At 68.7% G+C, this 23,317-nt stretch carries 16 protein-coding genes and 4 pseudogenes; 12 read left to right on the top strand and 8 right to left on the bottom strand.

Features of this window, described 5'->3' with window-relative positions:
* Nucleotides 1–286 precede the first annotated feature (286 nt).
* Both AC31A1_RS04935 and AC31A1_RS04940 read left to right on the top strand, forming a co-directional pair.
* The gene (locus AC31A1_RS04935; protein WP_489652019.1) at nucleotides 287–574 is read left to right on the top strand and encodes a hypothetical protein; all 288 of its coding nucleotides are present in this window, start codon (nucleotides 287–289) and stop codon (nucleotides 572–574) included.
* Between the two features lie 71 nt (nucleotides 575–645).
* Nucleotides 646–1,683 carry a LacI family DNA-binding transcriptional regulator gene (locus AC31A1_RS04940; protein ID WP_489652020.1) on the top strand — a complete coding sequence of 346 codons (1,038 nt, stop codon included), beginning with the start codon at nucleotides 646–648 and terminating at the stop codon, nucleotides 1,681–1,683.
* A 310-nt stretch (nucleotides 1,684–1,993) separates the two neighbouring features.
* On the opposite strand, the pseudogene AC31A1_RS04945 reads toward AC31A1_RS04940, so the two are convergent.
* Together AC31A1_RS04945 and AC31A1_RS04950 are read right to left on the bottom strand one after the other, a co-directional pair.
* Nucleotides 1,994–2,260, bottom strand: a pseudogene (locus AC31A1_RS04945) (helix-turn-helix domain-containing protein); the annotation flags it as partial.
* A gap of 125 nt (nucleotides 2,261–2,385) precedes the next feature.
* Nucleotides 2,386–3,021 carry an NADPH-dependent F420 reductase gene (locus AC31A1_RS04950; RefSeq protein WP_489652021.1) on the bottom strand — a complete coding sequence of 212 codons (636 nt, stop codon included), beginning with the start codon at nucleotides 3,019–3,021 and terminating at the stop codon, nucleotides 2,386–2,388.
* 93 nt (nucleotides 3,022–3,114) lie between these two features.
* Here AC31A1_RS04950 and AC31A1_RS04955 point away from each other — a divergent pair, with 93 nt between their 5' ends.
* The gene (locus tag AC31A1_RS04955; RefSeq protein ID WP_489652022.1) at nucleotides 3,115–3,498 is read left to right on the top strand and encodes a winged helix-turn-helix transcriptional regulator; all 384 of its coding nucleotides are present in this window, start codon (nucleotides 3,115–3,117) and stop codon (nucleotides 3,496–3,498) included.
* Nucleotides 3,499–3,522: 24 nt separating this feature from the next.
* On the opposite strand, the pseudogene AC31A1_RS04960 reads toward AC31A1_RS04955, so the two are convergent.
* Nucleotides 3,523–3,920: pseudogene (locus AC31A1_RS04960) on the bottom strand (transposase); the annotation flags it as partial.
* Here AC31A1_RS04960 and AC31A1_RS04965 point away from each other — a divergent pair.
* Complete coding sequence (locus AC31A1_RS04965) at nucleotides 3,826–4,368, top strand: serine hydrolase (RefSeq protein WP_489652023.1); 543 nt, start codon at nucleotides 3,826–3,828, stop codon at nucleotides 4,366–4,368. The pseudogene AC31A1_RS04960 and the gene AC31A1_RS04965 overlap by 95 nt on opposite strands.
* Here AC31A1_RS04965 and AC31A1_RS04970 read toward each other — a convergent pair.
* Nucleotides 4,263–5,321 (bottom strand): helix-turn-helix transcriptional regulator, encoded by a 1,059-nt coding sequence (locus AC31A1_RS04970; RefSeq protein WP_489652024.1) that lies wholly within the window; start codon nucleotides 5,319–5,321, stop codon nucleotides 4,263–4,265. The two genes, AC31A1_RS04965 and AC31A1_RS04970, sit on opposite strands and share 106 nt — an antisense overlap.
* Nucleotides 5,322–5,791: 470 nt before the next feature.
* Here AC31A1_RS04970 and AC31A1_RS04975 point away from each other — a divergent pair, with 470 nt between their 5' ends.
* The 4 genes and pseudogenes from AC31A1_RS04975 to AC31A1_RS04990 all read left to right on the top strand — a co-directional run bounded on the left by AC31A1_RS04975 (nucleotide 5,792) and on the right by AC31A1_RS04990 (nucleotide 12,758).
* Nucleotides 5,792–9,916: a Kelch repeat-containing protein gene (locus tag AC31A1_RS04975; RefSeq protein ID WP_489652025.1), complete on the top strand. Its 4,125-nt coding sequence runs from the start codon at nucleotides 5,792–5,794 to the stop codon at nucleotides 9,914–9,916.
* A gap of 462 nt (nucleotides 9,917–10,378) precedes the next feature.
* Nucleotides 10,379–10,540 (top strand): annotated as a pseudogene (locus tag AC31A1_RS04980) (GNAT family N-acetyltransferase); the annotation flags it as partial.
* A gap of 172 nt (nucleotides 10,541–10,712) precedes the next feature.
* Nucleotides 10,713–10,904: a hypothetical protein gene (locus AC31A1_RS04985; RefSeq protein WP_489652026.1), complete on the top strand. Its 192-nt coding sequence runs from the start codon at nucleotides 10,713–10,715 to the stop codon at nucleotides 10,902–10,904.
* A gap of 426 nt (nucleotides 10,905–11,330) precedes the next feature.
* A complete protein-coding gene (locus AC31A1_RS04990) occupies nucleotides 11,331–12,758 on the top strand; it encodes a non-reducing end alpha-L-arabinofuranosidase family hydrolase (RefSeq protein ID WP_489652027.1) in 1,428 nt (475 codons plus the stop codon).
* A 599-nt stretch (nucleotides 12,759–13,357) separates the two neighbouring features.
* On the opposite strand, the gene AC31A1_RS04995 is transcribed toward AC31A1_RS04990, so the two are convergent.
* Nucleotides 13,358–14,974, bottom strand: a complete 1,617-nt coding sequence (locus tag AC31A1_RS04995; protein WP_489652028.1) for a multicopper oxidase family protein — start codon at nucleotides 14,972–14,974, stop codon at nucleotides 13,358–13,360.
* A gap of 72 nt (nucleotides 14,975–15,046) precedes the next feature.
* Nucleotides 15,047–15,487, bottom strand: a complete 441-nt coding sequence (locus AC31A1_RS05000) for a hypothetical protein (protein WP_489652029.1) — start codon at nucleotides 15,485–15,487, stop codon at nucleotides 15,047–15,049.
* 700 nt (nucleotides 15,488–16,187) lie between these two features.
* On the opposite strand from AC31A1_RS05000, the gene AC31A1_RS05005 reads away from it, so the two are divergent.
* Both AC31A1_RS05005 and AC31A1_RS05010 read left to right on the top strand, forming a co-directional pair.
* The gene (locus tag AC31A1_RS05005) at nucleotides 16,188–16,637 is read left to right on the top strand and encodes a spore-associated protein (protein WP_489652030.1); all 450 of its coding nucleotides are present in this window, start codon (nucleotides 16,188–16,190) and stop codon (nucleotides 16,635–16,637) included.
* A 167-nt stretch (nucleotides 16,638–16,804) separates the two neighbouring features.
* Complete coding sequence (locus tag AC31A1_RS05010; RefSeq protein ID WP_489652045.1) at nucleotides 16,805–17,149, top strand: thioredoxin family protein; 345 nt, start codon at nucleotides 16,805–16,807, stop codon at nucleotides 17,147–17,149.
* Nucleotides 17,150–17,408: 259 nt separating this feature from the next.
* Here AC31A1_RS05010 and AC31A1_RS05015 read toward each other — a convergent pair whose 3' ends face one another.
* Entirely contained in the window at nucleotides 17,409–19,745 is a 2,337-nt protein-coding gene (locus AC31A1_RS05015; RefSeq protein WP_489652031.1) for a glycosyl hydrolase family 95 catalytic domain-containing protein, read from the bottom strand.
* A gap of 1,586 nt (nucleotides 19,746–21,331) precedes the next feature.
* Between AC31A1_RS05015 and AC31A1_RS05020 the strand changes: the two genes are divergently transcribed.
* Nucleotides 21,332–22,174, top strand: a complete 843-nt coding sequence (locus tag AC31A1_RS05020) for an FkbM family methyltransferase (RefSeq protein WP_489652032.1) — start codon at nucleotides 21,332–21,334, stop codon at nucleotides 22,172–22,174.
* 45 nt (nucleotides 22,175–22,219) lie between these two features.
* A pseudogene (locus AC31A1_RS05025) lies at nucleotides 22,220–22,620 on the top strand (transposase); the annotation flags it as partial.
* A gap of 90 nt (nucleotides 22,621–22,710) precedes the next feature.
* Here AC31A1_RS05025 and AC31A1_RS05030 read toward each other — a convergent pair.
* The gene (locus tag AC31A1_RS05030) at nucleotides 22,711–23,316 is read right to left on the bottom strand and encodes a TetR/AcrR family transcriptional regulator (RefSeq protein ID WP_489652033.1); all 606 of its coding nucleotides are present in this window, start codon (nucleotides 23,314–23,316) and stop codon (nucleotides 22,711–22,713) included.
* Nucleotide 23,317: the final 1 nt, after the last annotated feature.

Consider the following 23,317-nt stretch of genomic DNA (forward strand, 5'->3'; position numbering starts at 1 on the left):
GGTAACGTCCCGCGGCTCGGCAGCCGCTGGGCCGGCAACCGCCTGGAGCGTGCGGCCGAAGGCGGCGCCAGACGGATCGAAAGTCTGCAGGGGGCGGCCGTGGAGGACATGTTCGCGGGAATCCTGAGCGTCCCGCCGGCAGAGGCGGCCCGACATGGTCCCGGCCACCCCGGCCGGGTGTACGGCAGCCGCCGGAGACCGCGGTGGAGAGAGCCGCGGTGCTTGTCGGATCGCAGCACGGTCCCGGTCCCGGCGTCCCCACGCTGCCTGCCTGGTGCGGGAGTTCATGCCCGGTCAGGAGGGCGCGGCGGCGATCACTCCGGCCGGGGTGATCCCGCCCACCGGCCTGTGGGTGCAGATCCTCCGAAGGCCGAGCTGGACAGTGCGGCGGTCGGCCCGCTGCGCCCGGGTACGGCTGAAGCCCGACGCAGCCGTACCCGGACGGGTCGGCGGGGATGCCGATCGGACCGCGTTCACCGGACGCGGTCTCACGCAGATCGTCAGACATGTCCAGACCGAGGAACCAGTCGACTCGTTCCCAGACGATCTCGGTGCCGGACTGCCGTACGGTTGACCGGTTCCACCCGCGTTGCCGGTACGACCGGCGGCTCACCACACCGGTGGACGAACAGCTGGGAGGAACCGATGCGACCGAACGCCAGGCGCACCACCTTGGCCGACATCGCCCAAGCGGCCGGGGTGTCCGTCGCGACCGTGTCCAAAGTGGTCAACGGCCGCGGTGACGTGGCAGCCGACACCCGCACCCGGGTACAGGAGCTGCTGCATCGGCACGACTACCTCGCGCCGGTGTTCCGTCACACCGAGGCCGTCGAAAGCCCCACCATCGAGGTCCAGTTCCAGGGCGGCCTCAAGTCGTACGTGGCCGAGACTCTGGAAGGCATCATCGACTCCGCCGCCGAACTGGGGGCCTCGGTGGTCATCAGCAAGGCGTCCCATGCCCCGCACTGGGCCCGGGACCTCGTCTCAGCCGGGCGCCGCGCCGTCATCGCGGTCACCAGCGTGTACACCGCGGGGCACCTGAACGAACTGGCCCGGGCCGGGCTGCCACTGGTCGTGCTGGACCCCCTGCACCTGCCGGACATCCGGGTCAACAGCGTCGGGGCGACCAACTTCGCCGGTGGCCTGGCCGCGACCCGGCACCTGCTCTCCCTGGGCCATCGCCGCGTCGCCTATCTCGGCGGACCGGCCATGGCCGTATGCAACCAAGCACGCATGCACGGCTACCGCGCCGCCATGGAGGCGGAAGGAGTGCAGGTACCCCACGCCTACGTCCGGCCCGGAGAATTCACGTACGAGGCCGGGTTGCTCGGCGCCGCGGTGCTCCTGGACCTGGAAGAGTCTCCGACCGCGATCTTCGCGGGCAACGACGAGATCGCTCTCGGTGTCATCGAAACCGCCCGCGCCCGAGGCCTGCGCACCCCCGAAGACCTGAGCGTGGTCGGCTTCGACGACACAAGCCTCGCCCAGATGGCCTCACCGCCGCTGACCACAGTGCGCCAGCCACTCCGGGAGATGGGCGGTGCCGCCCTCCGAACAGCCCTCCGCCTGGCCAACGGCCAGAAGGTCGAGTCCCACCACATCGAACTCGCCACCGAACTCGTGATCCGGGCCTCGACAGCGCCGCCCCGCGAACAGACTTCGGCGCGTGACCAACTCAAGTGAGAGGTCTCCGGGCAGAGTTGGCGAACCGGTCGGAAACGTCTCCCGCGCTGGGCGCCGTGAACGAGTCGATCTGCCGTCCGTGGATCTCGACCCACGCCAGATCAAGAATGCCGGCACCCTCTCGCCGTACTGGCACCCGCTGGAGCCGGCATCCGCGCCTGCGGGGACAGGGTTGTAGCCAGGACCAAAGCCTGCGCCGACGAGCGCGGAATACTTCGCCGGCTCTGAGCTTGATCATCAACCTCAATGCCGTTGACTTGGGGCGGAGTTGGCAGTTCAACGGATACCAGGGGTGGTGTTCTGTGGCTGCTCGGCCGGTCGATAACAGGCCCGGCGCCTGCTCGGCGAGCAGACCGGTGACCGTGGTGACGTAAGCGTGGGCGGTGCCGACGGATATCCCGAAGGCTCTGGCGATACGGGCGAGGGTGTCATGGCGACGCAGGTACAGGAGTGCGACCAGCGCACGGCGGTGCGGCGGGAGTTTGCACCGCCGGTCACCCTCGCGGGGGACGATGAGCATCGTGACCCACTCGACCAAGGCGTGAGGCAGGTCGAGTGCGGCAGGATACGGAACCAACAGGGCTCCTGTGCTGCGGAGTTGAGACGTCGAACACCTCCCTCAACGGCACGGGAGCCCTGTCCGTTGCGCACCCCGACCTCACACCGCCCCCGTCACCCGATCAGCGGCCGCACTGGAAACGCTCACTGGTCGACGACGGGCACGGCGGTAACGGGGTTGTGGCCCGCGGCGACCAGCCGCATGACGAATCCCGCCACGTCTTCAAGCTGCCGGGCGTGCTCCAGTCCGCCTATCACGGCGGGCACGCCACCGAGGTCGCGGATCAGCTCGGCGGCGATGTCGAGCGCAGCGCCGTCGTCGCCGCACATCGCCACGGTCCGTTTCGGTTGCCCCGTCGGCGTCGGCGCCAGCCAGCTCGTCCCCGCGAACAGGTGCAGCGCCTTGACCACGCGGCTGCCTACGGCAAGCCCGGCGATGTGCTGTACCGCCGACCCGGTGGGCGGTTTGAGCAGGCCGGAGGCGTAGTCGACTGCGTTGGTGCAGTCGATCACGGCCTTGCCCGCCAACGACCCCTCGCCGGCCTCGGCGAGAGCGAGCACCTGGTCGAGCCCCTCCCACGCCACTGCCACGACCACGGCATCGCTCGCTCTGGCCACCTGCGCGGGGCCGACCGCCTCGACCGCGTCGCCGAGCCGCTCCGCGATCGCCCGGGCCTTGTCCTGTGAACGGCCTCCGACGAGGACGTGGTGTCCACGTTGCGTCCACGCCTCCGCCAGTGCCGAGGCCATCACGCCGGTGCCCAGAATTCCGATACGCACGTCGCTCTCCCATGTCTCGAAGCCTGATCTCTCGCTACGGTAGGAACCTCGGGCCTACCGATCGGTAGGCCCGAATCCGGTAGGAAGAGACGCGTGAACGACCACTGCTCGCCCTTCGCCGCCGACTGTGCGGTGCGCCTGGCCGCCGACCTGATCGCCCACACCTGGGACCCCGTGGTGCTGATGGCGCTGCGCGCGGGCGGACGCCGCCGGATCGACCTTCTGAGTGGCATCGCGGGCGTCAGTGACAAGGTCCTGACCCAGACGCTGCGCCGTCTGCACGCCAACGGCCTGATCAGACGGATCACCACGCCGGCCGACCGCTCCGTGCTGTATGAGCTGTCCGAGCTGGGCGGCAGCCTCGCTGACGGACCGCTGGCCGCCCTCGGTCAGTGGGCGATCGATCACGCCGATCAGGTCCTTGCCGCTCAAGAGCACCACAGCACCGGCAGCGGCAACCGAGCAATGGTCAGATAAGAGGTCGTGCGGATAAGCGTGCGGTCATGGCCGACGGTTCGGGCGTTCGCCCCAGCGGTGAGTCGTCCATGCCCGCCGGATCAGCCTGCGCACGGTGATGATCGTGTCGGCGAGGTCGAAGAAGGCGTCGATGACGGTGGTGCGCCGCTCGTAGCAGCGGGCGAGCCGGTGGAAGGCGTTCTGCCACGCGCGGGTCCGTTCCAGGCGCCCACGCCGACTGGCCTGGAGGGGCGCTCCCCCTTGTGCGCGAGGCGTCCGTGCAGGCCGCGTTCGCTGAGCAGCGCGCGGGTCCTTTCCGAGTCGTAGCCGGCGTCCGGGTGCACGGTGATGTCGTCGGGCAACGGTCCCAGTTCGTCCAGACGGTCCAGGGCCGGGGCGAGCAGCGGGGAGTCGTGTCGGTCGGCGCCGGCCAGGACACGCCCCGGCTCGGCCTCCGGCTACCACGTCCTCACCTACGGCCACCTCGTGGGCGAGTTGGTGCACCGTCTGACCGGTCTGCCGTTGCGCGACTTCGTTCGCCGTCACATCGCCGAGCCGCTCGGTGCCGTATTCGGCATCGGTCCCCTGCTGGTGGGGGTGTTCGGAGTGGTCGCCACCCGGGCTGCGGCGATCGCCCGCAGCCGGGATCACTCTGGCCGGAACCACCGTGGTGGCCGGCGGCGCCACGATGCGCGCCGCACTGCCCGTCTGCCGAAGACCTCCGCCGCCCCTGGAGCCAGGCCGTCGTCTCGGCTCCAAGGACGCCGCCTCGGCCGGAGCGTCGCTTACCCCTCCGGATCGTCCAACCAGCCGCGTTCCTGGGCCAGCAGGGCTATCTGGAAGCGGGTCCGTGCGCCCAGTTGTCTGCCCAGATCGCTGATGTGCGTCTGAACGGTCCTGCGGCTGAGCCGTAGGGCGCGCGCAATGGCGTCGTCCTTCATTCCGGCGGCCATCAGGCGAAGAATGTCTCGCGTCCGGCCGTGCAGGGCGCCATCGTGTCGTGCGGCGGTCTCGGTGGGTGAAGCGGGCCGGCTTTCCAGCGCGAGTGGCACGGCACGCTCCCATACGCTTTCGAAAAGGGCTATCAGTACGTCCAGCAGCGTTGAGGAGTGCACGACGAGTGAGCCCGCGGCGGGATCGTCCCTCTGCAGGGGCATGATCGCCGCGGCGCCGTCGAAGATGACCAGTTTCATGGGCAGTCCGGGCAGGAGCCGCAACTCTCCTTCCGCGGCATTGCCCCCGAGGGCCGTCTCCAGGCATCCGTCGTCCGCGATTCCGTCGCTGTCGTAAACGGACCGCAGCCGTACGTCGGTACGGACCGTGGCGCCCGCAGCGGTCGAGGCATCTGCAGGGGTGATCCGCGAGGTCACATACGGCGGCTTCGCGAAATGCAGCACCTCGTACCGACTGCTCCTCAGAAGGTGCACATAGCGGGCGCCGACCTGTTCGTCGCTCTCGACGACCTCGAAGAGGTCCGAGGCGATCCGTCGGCCCGGGGCCGCACTGTAGACCTCCTGGAGCTGTTCCGCGTACAGCTCCGCTTTCGCCAACTCCTGTCGTTTACGGGCCAGAAGAGCGCCCAGCGAAGAGCGAGGCGGGCCGGCGCTCCAGCGCGTGGGCCGTTCCCCGACGCGTACCGCCAGGAGTTCGGTCTCCAAGGACCTCAGGGCGGTCCGGGCCGCCGCGACTGACACGCCGATCCCCTCCGCGACTGCGTCCTCGTCCGCGTCCGGATGACTGACCAGGTATTCCAGTGTCTGCCGAGCAAGAGAGCCCAGGCCGGTGCCCGCCCACAGTGCATCCAAGGAGGACGCGTCCATCATCAACTCCTCGAAAGATCGCACGAGTTGATGCCGATGCTACGCAAGTGCGCAACTGCGCGGGCCCGCAGCCGACGGATCTTGTCAGGCGCGGCTGCCGAGGCGAGGATGAACACGGGTCACCGACGCGGTGATCGCCGTTTTGATGTCACGACACAGAATCATTTCCCTCCGGAAATGGCCCGCGCGGTCTTTGAGCGACGGGCCCCATTGGCATGGAGATTTATTTCCAATTCTGAACCGGGTCCCAATTCGCATGGAATCCGCTCAGGAAATGCACATGTAACACACAGACTATTGTCAACTGCTCCTCGGTGTACGCCAATTGATTGCGGTGAATGGGACTACCCACATTCACCGTCGACCGGCAACCGCGTACAGGTCGACCCTTGAAAGGCAAACTGGGGAGCAACGTTTTGCGCACTTCGCCAAGAACCGGTTCAGCTATACGCCGAAGAGCCGCCGCCTGCCTGACGCTCCTGAGCGCCGCGGCAATGACGGTCCTGGGGATGCAGATCCCGGCACACGCGGCGGCGCCGTCCGTCGCGTCGGCCTCAACGGCCTCGTCAGCCTCGTCAGCCTCGTCAGCGAAGAAGAAGATCGCCCTCGAACCGTCCTGCGCCACCCCCAAGAAGGGCGAAGCCGCCTGCTTCGCCCTGCGCCGCACCGACACCAAGGCCGTCAAGGGCCTGCTGGCAGCCTCCGTCACCCCCAGCGGGTACGGCGCCGCCGACCTGCAGAGCGCCTACAGCCTTCCCGCCGACGGAGGTGCGGGCCAGACCATCGCCATCGTCGACGCCTATGACGATCCCAGCGCCGAGGCCGACCTGGCCGTCTACCGCGAGCAGTACGGGCTGTCCCCCTGCACCACCGCCAACGGCTGCTTCACCAAGGTCGACCAGCGCGGCGGTAGCGACTACCCCGCGCCCGACGCCGGCTGGGCCGGCGAGATCTCCCTCGACCTGGACATGGTCTCCGCAGCCGCGCCGAACGCACACATCCTGCTCGTCGAGGCGGACCAGCCGAGCTTCGAGGACCTGGGGGCGGCCGTCGACCAGGCGGTCGCGCTCGGTGCCAAGTACGTCTCCAACTCCTACGGCACCAACTACAGCAGCACGCCGGGCAGCGGCGAGAGCTCCGACGAGACGACGTACGACGCCCACTACAACCACCCCGGTGTCGCCGTGGTCGCCTCCTCGGGGGACAGTGACTACGGGGTCGCCTACCCGGCCGTCTCCCCCTACGTGACGTCCGTCGGCGGCACCTCACTGGTCCGGGATTCCGGCACCGCACGCGGCTGGTCCGAGTCGGTCTGGAACCACGACGGCTTCGGCCCGGGATCCGGCTGCTCCCTCTACGAGCCCAAGCCCGCCTTCCAGACGGACACCGGATGCGCCAAGCGCACCGTCGCGGACGTCTCCGCCGTCGCCGACCCGGCCACCGGCGTGGCCGTCTACCAGACCTACGGTGGTGGCGGCTGGCAGGTGTACGGCGGCACCAGCGCCTCCTCACCGATCATCGCCGCGGTGTACGCGGCCGCCGGGACACCCGTCGCGGGCACGTACCCCAACTCCTACCCGTACGCCGCAGGCACCGGTCTCCACGACGTGACCGAGGGCGACAACGGCAGCTGCACCCCCGCGTACCTGTGCACCGCCGGGGCCGGCTACGACGGCCCGACCGGCCTGGGCACACCCGACGGCCTGGCCGCGTTCCGCAGCGGCCCGCACGGCAGACTCTCCGGCACCGTCACCGATGACAGCACCGGCAACCCGGTCGCCGGGGCCACCGTCACCACCCAGGGCGGCGGCACGGCGCACACCGATGCCGACGGGGCCTACTCGCTGGTCCTGCCGGTCGGCAGCTACGACATCAGCGTCGAGGCATACGGTTATGCCGGCAGCACCGCCTCCGGCGTGTCCCTCGCCGACGGCGACACCCTCACCAAGAACTTCGCCCTGAACCCGGTCCCCAGCCGGACGGTCTCCGGCAAGGTCACCGACGGCTCCGGCCACGGCTGGCCGCTCTACGCCAAGATCACCGCGGACGGCGTTCCCGGTGGCCCGGTGTGGACCGACCCTCTGACCGGCGCCTTCGACCTGAAACTGCCCCAGGGCCACGACTACACCCTGCACGTGGACAGCGCCTATCCCGGCTACACCTCGCCCACCAAGAAGATCACCGTCGCGGACGCTGACCAGAGCCTGAACGTCGCGGTGCCAGCCGACCCGTGGGAAGCCACCCCTCCCGCCGGTTATTCGGTGCGGGACGAAGGCACCACCGAGCCGTTCGACGCGACCGACGCCGCCCCCAAAGACTGGAGCGTGGTCAACGCCGACGGAACGACTGGCGGTTGGACCTTCGACGACCCTGGCTCACGCGGCAACACCACCGGCGGCGACGGCGGATTCGCGATCGTCGACAGCGACCACTACGGCGGCGGAGCACACCAGGACACGCAACTGCTCAGCCCCGTCTACGACTTCACCGACAACTCCGCACCCGAGATCGCCTTCGCCAACGACTACTGGGCCATCAGCGGCCAGAGCGCGGACGTCGACGCGACCACCGACGGCGGCGCCACCTGGACCACGCTGTGGTCCGCCACCGGCACCACCTTCGGCGCGCAGAAGGTCGAACTGCCGCTGACCGACTACGCCGGCAAGTCATCGGTGCAACTGCGCTTCCACTTCACCGGCTCGTTCGGCTGGTGGTGGAAGGTTGACAACGTTTTCGTCGGCGAGCGCCACGTCACCACCCTGCCGGGCGGTCTGCTCACCGGAGCCGTGACCGACGCCAACACCACCGCGGGGCTGGTCGGCGCCACCGTGACGAGCAAGGACGACAACAAGCAGAGCACCGTGACCCTGGCCACCCCCGACGACCCCGCCCTGGGCGACGGCGTCTACGCCCTGTTCTCCTCCCTCGGCAGCCACGGCTTCACCGCGGCGAAACCGCACTACACCGGGCTCGACAAGACGGTGAAGGTGCGGGCCGACAGCGCGGTCGGCGCGGACTTCGCTCTCGGCGCCGGGCAGTTGACACTGGACAAGACCTCCGTGACCGCGTCGGTCGGCTGGGGCGCGCAGACCACCAAGACCCTGACGGTCAAGAACACCGGCACGGCGGCCGCCACCGTCAAACTGGGCGAACAGCCCGGCGGGTTCAGCATGGCCTCCGCCAACGGCGCCCCGCGCAAGCTGGTCAAGGGCTCGTACTCCCCCCTGTCCAGCAAGGCCGCCGCCACCGCGCCGGGCAAGACTGCCACGGTGGCTCCGGGAGCCGCCGGCGACGCTTGGGAGACGGCCGCCGACCTGCCGGTGAAGCTCATGGACAACGCTGTCGCCACCAACGACGGGAAGGTCTACTCCGCCTTCGGCTTCAACGGCAGCGCCGACACCAAGGACATGTACGCCCTCGATCCCGTCGCCGGCACCTGGACCAAGCTGGCCGCCGCGGCGGACACCCGGGAGGACCCCGCCCACGCCTTCATCGACGGCAAGTTCTACGCCGTCGGCGGCTGGGGACCCAGCGGCGATCCCGACGCCAAACTGGAGATCTACGACCCGCAAAGCAACACCTGGACCACTGGCGCCGCCTCGCCCAAGCCCTACGCCGGCTCCGGCAGCGCCGTGCTCGACGGCAAGCTCTACGTGGTCGGTGGCTGCGGCGCACAGTCCTGCGGCAGCACGGATGTCACCGCCTACGACCCGGCCGCCGACAGCTGGTCCACGGTGGCCGACTACCCGGAGCAGATCTCCTGGAGTTCCTGCGCCGGCATCAGCGGCAAGCTCTACTGCGCCGGCGGTGTGGGCGGCAGCAGCGAGGTCAAGCACTCCTACGTCTACGACCCCGCCGCCAACGCCTGGTCACAGGTCGCCGACCTGCCGATCACCCTCTGGGGCTCCGCCTACACCTCCGCCAACGGCCTGCTGGTGGCCGCCGGTGGCGTCACCGACAACAGCATCACCAACCAGGCCTTCGCCTTCGACCCCCAGGCCGGCACCTGGGCCGCCCTCCCCAACGCCGACACCGCCACCTACCGCGGCGGAGGCGCGCTCGGCTTCTTCAAGGTCGGTGGCGGCGTCGCGCTCGCAACCCCCGCAACGACCGTGGAGGTGCTGCCGGGCTACGACCAGGGAGAAACGGGCGACGTCAGCTGGCTGAGCGAGAGCGCGCAGCAGCTCACCCTCCAGCCCGGCAAAAGCTCGAAGGTGACGATCACCCTGGACGCCTCCGTGACCGAGGTGACCCAGCCGGGAGACTTCACCGCCCAGCTCTCCTTCAGCTCCGACACCCCGTACCCCATCCCTAGGCTCCCCGTGGAGATGCACGTCGCCCCGCCCAGCACCTGGGGCAAGATCACCGGCACCGTGCTGGGGGTCACCGCCACCGGCGGCACCGCTCCGATCGCCGGGGCGACCGTCCAGATCGACACCTGGGCCACGAGCTACACGCTGACGACGGACGCCACCGGCGGGTACGCCCTCTGGCTCGACGTCCGCAACAACCCGCTCTCCGTCATCGTCGCCAAGGACGGCTTCCAGCCGACCGTCGCGACAGTGACGATCAAGAAGAAGTCCACCGTCACCAAGAACTTCACCCTCAAGAGAAAGTAAGGCCCGGCCGAAAGCCGGGGTGCGCCCGCTCGCCAGCAGGCGTCGGCCCACCCCGGCTGTCGCCAGTGGCCGTGGCCACTGGCGTGGGCAACCTTCCCGAGCAGGTTCAGGGTGCTCGGCTCGCAGGTCTCGGTGCAGTGCGCCCTGTAGCCGTCCCGTGTGGTGTCGCGTCTCACGCGAGAGCAACAGCGACGAATACGGCCACCGGCAAGCACGTCCCGGCCCGGCCGATCCGTTCACCCACCTCCCTCTTTCCCTTCGGCGCCGGACGGTGCGGAACCGCCCCGCACCCAGCACCCCAGCAGCCCCCGCACAGCACCGTTGCCTGCGCGTCGGCGGCTCCGCATGAGAAGACCGCGACGGCGTAGCGACCGCACGCGTGGCGACATCACCCACGCCCGCACCCAGGCGGTGAGGTTCCTCGGATACGACATCACCGTGCACTACAACGACCGCAACGTCGAGGGCGTGCTAAAGAACTGGTCCCGGTCATGGGCGCCGGGCAAGGACGGCGAGCTCCGGGACTCTGCGATCTTCTCGATCAGCGCAGCGGAGTGGCCGGATTGCCGAGTAAGGCTCGAACAGCGAATCGCTCACGGTCTCGTACGTTCATCGGCACCCTGACCTTCCCAGTGACACCACGAAGATCAAATGTCCCGCCGAAGCCCCACCGGCGGGGCTGCTTCATCACCCGGCAGCGCGAAGTCCCGCAACCGCGGCGTGGCCAAGTGCCTGGTCGCCGAGGATCGCCGAGCCGCACCGCCGAGCGAGCCTGCTACTGGAGTCCGTCGCCATCGTGCGCCTCGCCAGCAACAGGCTGGAACTCGCCCGGGCACGCGCCGCGCTGAGTTCCGCGCAGAGGGCGACCGGCCAGGCCGAGCAGGCACGGCGGGCGCTGTACCAGGCGCTGCAACTGGCCGATCTGTGCGGCACCCGGCGGCTGCAGCGATCCCTGCGGCACCTCAACAGCCAGGAGGCGCCGACCTAACCGCCCGCGCTTCCGAAAGATTCGCTCAGTGCGGCGGAGCGACGGGGCGCCTGCCTGACCGCCGTCGGCAACTCCAACCGTGAATCGCGGACCAGCTGTGCGTCACCGTGAGCACGGTGGAACAGCATCCGCCTCGCGTCTACCGCAACCTCAACGTCACGAGGCGCCCGGACCTCCCCAACGAGTTCCAGACCCTGACGGTTGGGTCCGAATGACCGGCCTCACAACTGCGAATGTTTCGAATCTGTTCGCGAATCCTGCGAGAGGCCTTGACGGCGATTCCCGGTTCCCTATCATCCAGATTGCTCGACACTCCGATCCTCGTTCGACATAGCGAACATTCAGAGCCGCTCCACTCGCACAGCAGGCCATCTCCCTGCGGCCGATATGTCATGCCCGCATCAACCCAAGGATGACGAGGTTCCCATGCGCAGACGAAGTCTCAGCCGCGGACATCTGGCCACCGTGCTCGCCGCCGCGGTCGCGGCCCTGATCGCGTTGGCGGCGACGCTCGTCACCGGCCCTGCTCAGGCGGCCACCAGCGGCGCCGTGCGCGGTGTCGGTTCCGGCCGATGTCTCGATGTGCAGAACGGCGGCCAGACCGACGGCACGTACGTGCAGATCTCGGACTGCTCAGGCGGGACCGGCCAGCAGTGGACAGCGACGGACAGCGGCCGGCTGACCGTGTACGGCAACAAGTGCCTGGACGTTCCGGGCCACGCCACCACGGCCGGTACCCGGGTACAGATCTGGACCTGTAGCGGCGGCGCCAACCAGCAGTGGCGGGTGAACTCCGACGGCACGATCCTCGGCGTGGAGTCCGGGCTGTGCCTGGACGTCTCGGGCGCCGGTACGGCCAACGGCACGGCGGTGCAGATCTGGACGTGCAACGGCGCCGGCAACCAGAACTGGACCGGCCTGTCCGGGACGCCTACCCCGCCGCCGAGCACCTCGTGCGCTCTTCCGTCGACATACCGGTGGTCGTCGACGGGCGCGTTGGCGCAGCCGGCGAACGGGTGGGTCGCGCTGAAGGACTTCACCACCGTGACGTACAACGGCAAGCACCTGGTCTACGCGTCGGACGTGTCGGGTTCGTCGTACGGCTCGATGGCGTTCAAGCCCTTCACCAACTGGTCGGACATGGCGTCGGCCGGCCAGACCGGGATGACCCAAGCCACGGTGGCACCCACGCTGTTCTACTTCGCGCCCAAGAACATCTGGGTGCTGGCCTACCAATGGGGTTCATGGCCCTTCATCTACCGCACCTCCAGCGACCCCACCAACCCCAACGGCTGGTCCGCGCCGCAGCCGCTGTTCACCGGCAGCATCCCGGGCGCCGCCCCGATCGACCAGACCCTGATCGCCGACGGCCAGAACATGTACCTCTTCTTCGCCGGCGACAACGGCAACATCTACCGGGCCAGCATGCCGATCGGTAACTTCCCGGGCAGCTTCGGCTCCTCCTACACGACGGTCATGAGCGACACGGTGAAAAACCTGTTCGAGGCGCCACAGGTCTACAAGGTCCAAGGCCAGAACCAGTACCTCATGATCGTCGAAGCGCGCAGCGCCAACGAGCAGCGCTACTTCCGCTCGTTCACGGCCTCCAGCCTGAACGGTTCGTGGACCCCGCAGGCCGCCAGCGAAAGCAACCCTTTCGCGGCCAAGGCCAACAGCGGCGCCACCTGGACCAACGACATCAGCCACGGAGACCTCGTCCGCAACAACCCCGACCAGACCATGACCATCGACCCCTGCAACCTGCAGTTCCTCTACCAGGGCAAGTCCCCCACCGCGAGCGGCCCCTACGACCAACTGCCGTGGCGTCCAGCCGTCCTCACCCTGCAGCGCTGACCTGCCTGATTCACCGGAGCATGCAAGACGTCATCAGCTTTCCGAACGTGATCGTTCAGTCCGGGTGGGCCTGAACTCCCGTTCACGGCGGAAGACGAGCGTAGTTCGTCCGGTCGTCCGACTCATGGAGGTCGCTGGTGGTACCGCTGCTCGGTCTGTTGGAGGCGGCCAGGGACAAGAGGATCCGGGAGGAGCCCGCGGGGCGGCGCGAGGAGGCCGCGTGGGTACAAGCTGCGCCGGACTACGAACGAGGCGCCGGAGACCAGGTACGCCTTGCTCGTGCTCTCCTCGTCCGTCAAGGCCCTCGAACGCGTCCCCCGGCTACGTCCGCAGGCCGCGGCGCGTCGACGTGTACGAGTCGACATGTACGAAGTGAAGGACGAGGGCCGGGTGCTGCACCTGCCAAGGCTGATTCAAAGTGACATACCCCGCTGCTGGGCGGAGTGTTGACGCAGATCAGGCTGGCCCTGGCCGGCCGGGCAGGAGCCCGCCTGGCGGCCGCGGTCGGCCTCACCGTGGGTAAGGACACGCTGTTCCACACTGGTGCGGGTGCGCCCACCGCAAACTGATGAGCGCACCCGAGCGTCGAGCGGAGAGCGTCAGGCCTTGTAGGCCACGTTCGCCATCATGCCGGCCTCACCGTGGTACGCGTTGTGGCAGTGCAGCATCCACTGGCCCGGGTTGTCGGCGTCGAGGAACACGGAGACCGTCCTCTTGGGCAGCACGATCGCGGTGTCCTTGCGCGGGCCGGTGGTACCGAGCTGGTAGGTGTGGCCGTGCAGGTGCATCGGGTGCCACATCTCGGTCGTGTTCACGAAGTCGAGTCGTACGCGCTGGCCCTCCTCGATGACGATCGGGTGCGCCTGCGGATCGTTCATGTCGAACGGGGTCTCGTTGATGGACCAGTTGTACTTCATCATGTTGCCGGTCAGCTTGATCTGGTGCGTGACATCGGTTTTGGCGGACTTGAGCCGCACGTCGTCGGCGGCCTGCAGCTGGGAGGCCTGCATGATCATGCCGTCCAGTTCCTTCGGTCGCACGGTCGCCTTCGGCACCCTCCCCAAGCCTGTGCGCACCAGCGCCAGGCCATTGGTGTTCTTGCCCTCGGCCAGGGCGACAAGCGGGAAGACTCCGTCCCCGAGGGTGACGAGGACGTCGTACCGCTCCCCCATGCCGACCAGCAGAGCGTCCACCTCCTGGTGCTGGACCGGGAACCCGTCAGTGTGGGTGATCGTCAGCTTGTGGCCGCCGAGGGCGACCCGGTAGGCGGTGTCCGAGCCGGCGTTGATGATCCGCAGGCGCACCTTCTTGCCGGGCTTGCCGGTGTAGACGTCGGGGTCGGCGGCCACCCGGCCGTTGACGAGGTGATGCGGGTACTTCACGTCGCCGGCGTCGCCGCCGAGCAGCTTGCTGGTGGCGCCCATGAGCATGAACTTCTTGGACATGTCGCCGGATGAGGAGGCCGAGGCGGACTGGGAGGCGGAACCACCCATGTCCATCCCGCCCATGCCGGTATCCGAACTGCTGGGGCTCGGGCTGCTGCCCATGTCCATGCCGCTCATGTCACCCATGGCGGCCATGCCACGCCTGAGTTCGTCGAAGGCGTCGTCGGGGGTGCCGGTGACGCCGTCGAGCCAGTCGTCAAGGACGATGACCCACTCGTCGTCGTACGACAGCGGCTCCTTGGGGTCCTCGACGATCAGCGGGGCGTACAGGCCGCGGTCGAGCTGGACGCCGACGTGCGGGTGGAAGAAGTACGTGCCGGGGTCGGGAGCGATGAAGCTGTAGGTGAAGGTGGAGCCGGCCCGGACTGCGGTCTGGACGGCGGGCGGTACTCCGTCCATGTCGTTGCGCAGCGCGATGCCGTGCCAGTGGATCGACGTGGTGGTCTTGTTCGGGAGCTGGTTGGACAACTCGGCGACGAGAGTGTCACCGGCAGAGAGCCGGACCTCCCTGCCGGGGGTGCGGCCGTCGAAGGCCCAGGTCTTGGGCATGACTCCGGCACCCAGGTCGATCATCGCGGGTGCCGCGGTCAGGGTGACCTGCTTCCGCCGTCCCGTGGCCTTGCGCTTCATATCGGCGGCGGTAACGGCCGAGGCGGTGGGGCTGACCAAGGCGTTTCCACCGCCGGAGCCACTGCTACAGGCAGCGAGCGCGCCCGCTCCGGCGACTCCCAGGCCAGTGAGCATGACGGAGCGTCGGTTCATGCTGTTCATTGCGTGTCCTCTGTTTCGTAACTGCCGATGTGGTCACGGAGGAACGGCACATCACGCGCCGTCCGGCGCGGCCTACAGACGCGGTTGAGAGAGGACGGAGAGGTCTGGCGGAGCGCGGCCGACCACTGCACCGGGTGTGCGTCCCGCCGCGGCCTGCCGCATGTTCACCAAGGCGTCGAACGAACTCTGGCCCGGTACGGCGAGCTGCACAGTGTCCACGCTCGCCGAGCCGCAGTGCTGCATGCCAGGCATGGCGCACCCGCAGTCTTCGACGTCGTGCGAGGAGGCGTCCGAGACCGACGTTGCCGCATCACCGCCCATCGCGTGTACAGCCTGGGCAGAACCCGGCATCACGTGCCCGGCACCGGCCGGTCCCGACATGGACGACGAGGTGCCCATCGGGGACGTCTCATGGTGGACGAGCACGGCCAGCGCGACGCAGAGGGTGAGGAACACCCCGTACGTCCAGCGGACGGCTGTGCCGCCTCCGCTGCGCGCTGTCCGTATTGCCATCATCTCCACCTGTGCCGTCATTACCGATCACCGGCGTCGGCATCCTACCCCCAGGGGGTACCAGGATGGTCGCCGGTCCGATGTCGTACCTACTTGGCCGGCAGCCCTCCCGTGCGAGTGCAGCACGGTGATGAAGGTGCGTATTCGCGCACCGATCAGCCTTCTGGCACTTCGCGGACTGCGAAGCCTGGCGCCATGCCACACGCCGAGCCGTCCATTGCACCGCCAGAACCTCAAGGTCGGCCGCTCGGGCTCTGCCCACCTGACCAGCGTGGGCCGCGCCGCGTGATCCGGTCACGCGGACTTGAGTGAACCCCTCCGACACATAGCGCGCCGAAGGGTTGTGGCAGGAATGCGCCGACGCCCACGCGTCGTCGTGCTGTCGGGCGGATCCACGACGGCGGGGGGGTCGGGCACGGGCAGCCGCAGGTCACCCGTGCCGCTGCCTGGCGTTCTCGGCCGGCGACACCCCCGGACGAAGACCGCGGCTGTGACGGCACAAAGTGACCCGATGCGCGAACGGCGGGCCCGGGCGCCACCGCAAGCTCCCTGCCCACCGAGGTCACGGCCACCCGGCCGGGTTCCCGGTTCGCCCGGTCAACTCGGCCGGATCAAGCCGGTGCGGGGTCACAACCCTGCCTGGCCGACACGTGTCTGACCTGTCAGGAGCAAGGCACTCCTAAGACCACAAGGGGGAAATATGCGATTCGCTCATTCCATTCTCGCCGGTACGGCGATGGCGGCCCTGGCAGTCGGCGCGACGACCGTTCTGGCCGGCCCCGCCTCCGCGGCACCGAACACCACTGCACAGAAGGTCTGTGGAAGCAGCTACAAGACCGTCAATTCCGCGCCCGTCGGCACGCAGGGCACCGTCTACCTGACCTACAACGCCTCCAACGGCAAGAACTGCGTCGCGACCATCCGCACCAACCCCGGCGCCGCGCGCGACATGGGCGCGTGGATCTACGTCTCCGACACCGATGAGTACGCCCAGGACGAGGGCGCCTACACGTCGTACGCCGGACCGGCCTATGTCCAGGGCAAGGCCCACTGCGTCGACTGGGGTGGCCACATCGACAACGTTTACGTCTACGTGACGGGCTCCAACTGCGCCGCGCTGAAGGAGCACCGGGTCACCACCATCCGCTGACCCGCGTAGTACTGCCGCGGTCCGCCCCACTCCCGTCGTCCGGGGGTGGGCCGGATCCCATCGCCGGTCCGGATGCCCGTCGTCCCCGCGCCGGCGAGGGCAGCCCCTGGCCGAAGGCGGCGGAACGGCGCCTGTAGCGCGGGGCTCCCTGGCCGGTTCCGCTACTCCTGTACGTCTACGCCGACTGGTGCGGGCCCTGCAAGGACCTCAAGCCGATCGTGGAAGAAGCCTCCGCTGAACTCGGCTACAGATTGCGCACACTGGAACTCGACTACGCCAGGGCCGAGCAGTCCTGTAGAAATTGCGCCCTCGACGCCGTCCGGACGCTCCTCGTGACCGTTGGCGGTGCTCGACGGCTCTGCTCCCACGATCATCTCCCCCACCTCGCCCCGGATGCGGAGAGCACCAACGCTCTAAAGCGGCCCGCTGCGGCCCTGGCCTGCCCTGACACCGGTCAGCCGTTCTTGGGCTTCCGAAGCCGCCTCCACGCAGATGAGGCCGCAGACCAATGAGACGAAGGCGTCGCGGAGTTCGGTCCGGCGTTCCCAGCGCACGGCGAGACGCTTGAACTGCCGGCAATCCGGCACTTGCGCAGCTCCTCACGGTGGGGGTTGGAGTCGTAGCCCTTGTCGCCGAGGAGTACCGCTGAGCGGCATCGGAGACTGGCAGGAGCAGTCGTCGGGCGATGTGAGAGAAAGCGTGTCGTCGAGTCCGAGGCCGGCCCGGTGGGCCGCATGACACTCGACGACACGGCCGCATCCTCCGGCTCTGCTACGGCAGGCCCCAGGCCGCACCCGGCTCACTGATGGCAACGGGCCCGATGACGAGTTCGGGACGGGAACCGGCGTGGACCAGTACCTCACGGCCCCGGGGAAGGTCGATGGCGAGGGTGCCCTCGCCCAGATCGTGGGTGCGGGCGGGTGTGCCGTCGTCCAAGAGCACGGTGAGGGTCCCGGTGAGGCCGTGCCGGAGATTGAGCGGCTCGCCTGCCAGGCTTCTGATCCTGATGAACCGGGTCACCCCGGCTTTTCGCACGGCGCTGACCAGGAAGGCACCCTGGGTCCGGAAGTCATGCAGGGTGACGTCTGCCCAGGAGGACGGGACCGCCGGGAAGACGCGGAGCACGCCGCCCCAGCTCTGGCAGAACATGTCGTGCAGGGACTGCGAGGCGGACAGCGGCGTCTCGATGACCGGCCCGGCCTCGGTGTAGTGCGTGTTGGCACGGCAGGGGTAGCGCGTGGTGGGATCGAAGAACTTCCGCAGGTACGTGATCGCGGTATCTCCGTCACCGGTCATCGCGTACATGGAGGCGGCGCCGGTGTAGCTGTAGCCTCGGTGGGCGCCGGTCAGGGCGTGCCAGTGGGTCACCGACTTCGCGATCAGGTCGCGGCTGCCGGGCTGGTCCCAGTTGACGAGATAGAGCGGATACACCATCAGCAGGTGTGAGTAGTGCCGGTGGGACTGCGCGTACGGGGTGTCGGCGCCGATCATGAAGCCGTTGTCGTCGACCGGGTACGGCGTGAGCCTGGCCAGCACTTCCTGCCAGCGTGGGATCAACTCGTCGTCGATTGCGAGCAGTTCGGCTGACTCGATCAGGGTCTGGCAGCCCCATCGGATCAGGGCCAGGTCGTAGTTGGTGTCCTGTGGCGGTACAACGGGGTATTCGGGCGAGAGCGTGCTGGGCAGGTGGAGTCTGCCGTCGCTGCCCGGGGTGAGGAAGTGCAGGTAGTAGTTGATCGCCCGGCGCAGCACGGGATAGATCGTGTCGCGCAACAGCGCCTTGTCCATGCTGTGCCGGTAGGACAGCCACACGTTGTGCAGTGCCCAGGTGAGGTCGCCGGTCTCGGCGCCTGTTCCCGGTCGGCCCACTTCGCGGTTGGCGAACATGTCGGAGCTGCGGCCGATGCCGGAGCTGTCCGCCTGGTAGGCGGTGGGCACGTTGGCCGCGAGCTGTTCCTGGTTCTGGCGCAGCGTGGTGGCGAGCGAGTCCAGCTCCGGGTGGTTGAAGCCGTGGATGAGCCAGTACTCCAACTGGACGTTGAGGTTCCACCAGACCGCGGGCCAGGGTGTGGGCTCCAGCCATGGCCCGGAGGTGGCCATGACGGGACCGCCTGCGCGGCTGGCGGAGGCGACCTTGTAGAGCTGGATCCAGTGGAAGCTCTGCAGACGTTGGTCCGGGAACGAGACGAAGCTCCTGCGGTAGAAGGTGTGCCACCACTGGATGTGCCGCTGCCTGAGGGCGTTGTACGCGGCCGCGCGCCGGAGGTTGCGCAGCGAGGCGGCTTGGGCGGCCGTGTCGGAGGGCGAGCTGTGTCCGACGCTGAGCAGCAGGTCGTGGCCGATGCGGCGGTAGGCGGTGGCGGTCTGGCCTCCGGTGAGGGGCTGGAGCACCTGCTCGGTGCCGTCGGAGGAAGTCCGCGTGGCCCAGGGCGGGTTGACGGTGTAGCCCGAGGGCGGAGCTTCGCTGATGTGCCGGGGGCTGAGCGCTTCTTCGGGGTGGAACGTCCAGGTGACCCGTTCATCGCCATCGGCCGTCACACGGGCGGCGAACACCTCGTCATGGATGAGAGCGGAGAGCGTGAGCGTGCCCGCGGTAGTGGTGACGGTACCGGTGAGCTCGGCGTTCCACAGGCTCAGCCGCCAGTCGACGGAGGTGATGGCGCCGACCGGTTCGAGTGTGAGGTGGCCGACCGGCAGGCGACAGGTGCCCCAGCCGCTGCCGAACTCGGGCCGATGGTCCTGGACCCGGCCGTGCTGGATGGTGAAGCGGAGCTTGTTGGCTCCCGGCTCCTGGTACACCATGCTGCCGAGCAGACCGTCCCCCAGGAACGGTCCCTCGTGCCAGAGGGTGGGCAGTCTGCTCCACAACAGATCCTGGCCCCGCAGAAATTCTTTCCAGGCACCGTCGGCGCGCATGGTGTCGCGGAGTCTCCAGGGGCTTCCGCCGGCCCGGGCCGGCGGAACAACGTCGGCCGCCCCCTCTGCCCGTACAGGCTCGTCGGCGTGGGCCGTCCCACCGGGCAGGGCCGCGGCCGCGGCTCCTCCCAGCGCGGTGCCGAGTAAGACTCTGCGGGGCAGCGGCGAGTGCTTCCCCGGCTGTGAGGTCATCATCGTCCTCCAGAACTGACAGTCATCTACACATCGGGTGTATCGAGGAACCTAGGCACGCCCCAAGCACCTGTCAATGACATCGGCCGAGAGCCATCCATGCCGAAAAAACGGCTAATTTCGGCTATTTGGGAAGACGTGTGCGCACAAATAATACCGCCCAAAGTTCTTGACTCATCCGATGTATTGCGGTTACCTGCGTTCGCGTTCCTCACCGCGCATTCCGCGTTCGGCCCACGGCTGACTCTCACCGGAAGGACAGCGCCCCATGCGCAAGGCCACGATCCGGCGCTTGCCCCGCACTCTCCTGGGAGCACAGGCAGCCGCCCTCCCGCCGTTTCCGGCGAGCGCAGCCGCGCCGGCCGCGCCGCCGGCCGACCCTGCTGGACCGGCGCGTGGGAGAGCGCCGCATCCGCGACCGCCACCGAACCGTCGGGCCATTCGGTGCGCAACATGATCCACACCGAGGCCTCCAGCCGCGGGGCCTGCATCCGCGTCTCCAACCGGCTCGGCACGGCGCCGCTCGAAACCGACGCCACGGCCGTCGCCGCACAGGAATCCACCGCCCCGAAGAACCCGAACTCCGCGGCTGGAACGACGCGTTCAATCTCCTTCTACGGCGCCACATCCCTCACGGTCCCAGCCGGCCAGGACGCCGTGAGCGATCCGGTCCCCGTACGGGTGCCCTCGGACACCAACCTGCCAGGCAGCCGGTACACACCCCCACGACTCGGGCCCGGCGACGTATCACCGCTCCGCCCTGCGGACCTCGTTCCTCGCCCCGGACGGCAATCCCACGCCGGAGCAGGTCAGCACCGCGACCACCGGCTCCTGGCACTACGGCGTGGACGTGCTCGGCTCCAGGACAGCAGGGCAGCGTCGTCGCGCAGGGCGACTCGATCACCGACGGGTACGGACCGACAACGGGCGCGAACCACGGCCGGCTCGACCAGCTCACCACCCGGCAACGCCAACTGCCCCCGCACAAGCGCCTCGGCATGCCGAACACAGGCATCACGGGCAAACGCGTCCTACTGAAAGCACCGGCTTCAACGCCCTGCCCCGCCTCGACGCCGACGTGCTCTCCCACAGCGGCGTACACGCCCTGATCGTCATCCGGTGCGGGCGGAATCTTCGATGCCGCCGTCCGTGATCCCGACATCCCCGACCGGGCCCTGCCGGCCTTCGACTCCCGCGGCCACCCGCACTTCAGTGACGCCGGCCTGCTGGCCGGCGGTGCCTCGCTCACCCTGCCGTCGGCCTCGCCCGCCGAAGCGGCGCCGACCCACCACCCCGGCCGACGGCTGGACACAGAGCTCGTTCGCGTACAGCTGGCAGAGGCCCTGGAACCTGGACCTCAGCGACCAGCACAGCTACAGCGGCGGCGTCCATCGCATGTGGGTGCATGCCACCGACGAGCCGTTCGAGGAGGGCAGTTGCACCGACCCACGCCCCACAACCACAACCACAACCACCGCAGCCGGTCCCACGCCGGCACCGGTGCCGCGACGATCAGCCAGGGCCTCACGGCCGCCTCGGCCTCCAGAGCTGGATTGTCGGCCCCAATCCTGATACATCACGTTGTCATGGCCATGAGCATGATGGAACTGCACAGCATAAATCGCTGGGAAGCCTCCTTCCTCCGCGAGGAGGTGGGCGGCTACTTCGCCCACGGCATCGAGTGCACACCGGGCGCGACGGTACTCGACGTGGGCGCCAACATCGGTGTGTTCTCGGCCGCCGTGTACGAGCGGCTGGACGGAGACGTGCGGATCTACGCCTTCGAGCCGCTGCCGCCACTCCACGCGACACTCGAACGCAATGCCCGCGAGTTCTTCAACGGGCGTCTGACCGCGCTCCCCTACGGCCTGGCGTCCCGTGACGACGAGCTCGACTTCAGCTACATCCCGGCCGCCACGATCTTCTCGTCCTCCTCGCGGGATCAGGGGAACATCGAGGACGAGCGGCGCCGGGTCACCGCCAGCGTCGTCGAAATGATCCGCCAGGGCGGCCTCGGACCGGTCCTGCGCCGCGTACCCGCCCCCCTCCTCACCCTTCTCATCAGCCGCAAACTGCGGGTGCTGCGGCGGCTGGAGACTCACCGAGTGAAGGTCAGGCCCCTGTCCTCGGTGCTCGACGAGCAGGGCATCGACCACATCGACCTCCTCAAGGTCGATGTGGAAGGCGCCGAACTCGAAGTACTCAGAGGCATCGAGGAACGCCATTGGCCGCTGGTCCGCCAGGCCGTCGTCGAGGTGGAGGGCTGGCGGCAGAACCGCGACACGGTCTGCGAGGTCCTCCTCACGCACGGCTTCACCGTCAGCACCGAGCAGGACTCGGTGCAGCGGGCCGGCGACATCGGCATAGTGTTCGCGGTCAGGCCCGAACCACGCGCAGCGCACGGCCCCCAGGGAGGTACCAACGGCTGACACATAGAGGTTGATCGGTTCTGATGGCCTTGTCCAGGGCGGGAGTTGGGCGTTCGGTCCGATGTGGGAACGTCGCCGTGGATCGTGTCGGATGAGGTGCGGGACTGCTTGGAGCCGTTGCTGTCGCAGCGCGAGCGCAGGTTCCGGTATTCGGGCCGCGAGGTACGGTGCGGGATCCGATACGTGCCGCCTGCCGGGACCCAGCGGGCGTACCTCCCGCAGGAGTTGGGCTCCGGCTCGGGCACGACATGCTGGCGCCGGTTGCGGGACGGGAACGAGGCCGGCGTCCGGCAACGGCCGCACGAGGTCCTGCCGACCGAGTCGAATGCGGCCTCACACCTGAACTGGTCTCGCTGCGCGGTCAACTCCTGCCCCACGTTCAGGTGTTGAAGAGGGGGCAGCGCACGGGGCCGTCGCCGGTCGACCGGGGCCGGCCCAGCTCGAAACGCCGCTGAACCCGGAGCCCCTTTGACCAGACGGGTGCACCAGCCTCATGTCCCGGCGGCGGCACGGACGCCAACGAGCCTTCCCGCCTATCACGACCCCGACGGTCCGGCCGGTCGATGCGGCACAGCCTCGGCATTCCTGGCGGCGGCGGCCGCGACGGCTGCCAGGTCGTCGCCCGAGAAGCCGACGCGGCTCAGCACCGCCAGGGACTTGTTCGTCGCCAGCGTGCACAACGCCAGTTCCGCCGCCTCCCGCTCACCGGCCCCCGCCGCCAGCAAGGCTTGCTCCAGCCTCGCCCGCAAACCGTCGATCATGGCGCGGACCATCGCCTGCCCCTCCGCGTCGAGCGCCGGGAACTGCGTTGCCGACACCGTGAGCAGGCAGCCGTCAGGGACCGTCGGGTCGGCGATGCGGTTCAGGGCGACCTGCAGGTAGGCGGCCACAACGGCGCTCGGGCTCGGGTGGGGGCCGGACAGTGCTTGCTCGTACAGCGGGTGGTAGGTCTGCGCGTACCGTTGGAGGCTTTTGCGGAAGAGGGCGCTCTTGTCGCCGAAGGTGCCGTAGAGCGAGCCCCGGCCCAGGCCCGTGCCCTCGGCCAGGCGGTCGATCGAGGCCTCCGAATATCCCCAGCGCCAGAAGACGTGCATCGCACGTCGTAGCGCCTCGTCCACGTCGAACTGCTTGCGGCCTGCCATG

The sequence above is a fragment of the Streptomyces sp. P5F9 genome, assembly GCF_057961495.1.

Bases quoted from the DNA above. Each gene is read 5' to 3' on its own strand.
- AC31A1_RS04935 (WP_489652019.1), top strand. From the start codon at position 287: ATGCCCGGTCAGGAGGGCGCGGCGGCGATCACTCCGGCCGGGGTGATC.
- AC31A1_RS04940 (WP_489652020.1), top strand. From the start codon at position 646: ATGCGACCGAACGCCAGGCGCACCACCTTGGCCGACATCGCCCAAGCG.
- AC31A1_RS04965 (WP_489652023.1), top strand. From the start codon at position 3,826: ATGTCGTCGGGCAACGGTCCCAGTTCGTCCAGACGGTCCAGGGCCGGG.
- AC31A1_RS04975 (WP_489652025.1), top strand. From the start codon at position 5,792: ATGACGGTCCTGGGGATGCAGATCCCGGCACACGCGGCGGCGCCGTCC.
- AC31A1_RS04990 (WP_489652027.1), top strand. From the start codon at position 11,331: ATGCGCAGACGAAGTCTCAGCCGCGGACATCTGGCCACCGTGCTCGCC.
- AC31A1_RS04995 (WP_489652028.1), bottom strand. From the start codon at position 14,974: ATGAACAGCATGAACCGACGCTCCGTCATGCTCACTGGCCTGGGAGTC.
- AC31A1_RS05000 (WP_489652029.1), bottom strand. From the start codon at position 15,487: ATGGCAATACGGACAGCGCGCAGCGGAGGCGGCACAGCCGTCCGCTGG.
- AC31A1_RS05005 (WP_489652030.1), top strand. From the start codon at position 16,188: ATGCGATTCGCTCATTCCATTCTCGCCGGTACGGCGATGGCGGCCCTG.
- AC31A1_RS05015 (WP_489652031.1), bottom strand. From the start codon at position 19,745: ATGACCTCACAGCCGGGGAAGCACTCGCCGCTGCCCCGCAGAGTCTTA.
- AC31A1_RS05020 (WP_489652032.1), top strand. From the start codon at position 21,332: ATGGCCATGAGCATGATGGAACTGCACAGCATAAATCGCTGGGAAGCC.
- AC31A1_RS05030 (WP_489652033.1), bottom strand. From the start codon at position 23,316: ATGGCAGGCCGCAAGCAGTTCGACGTGGACGAGGCGCTACGACGTGCG.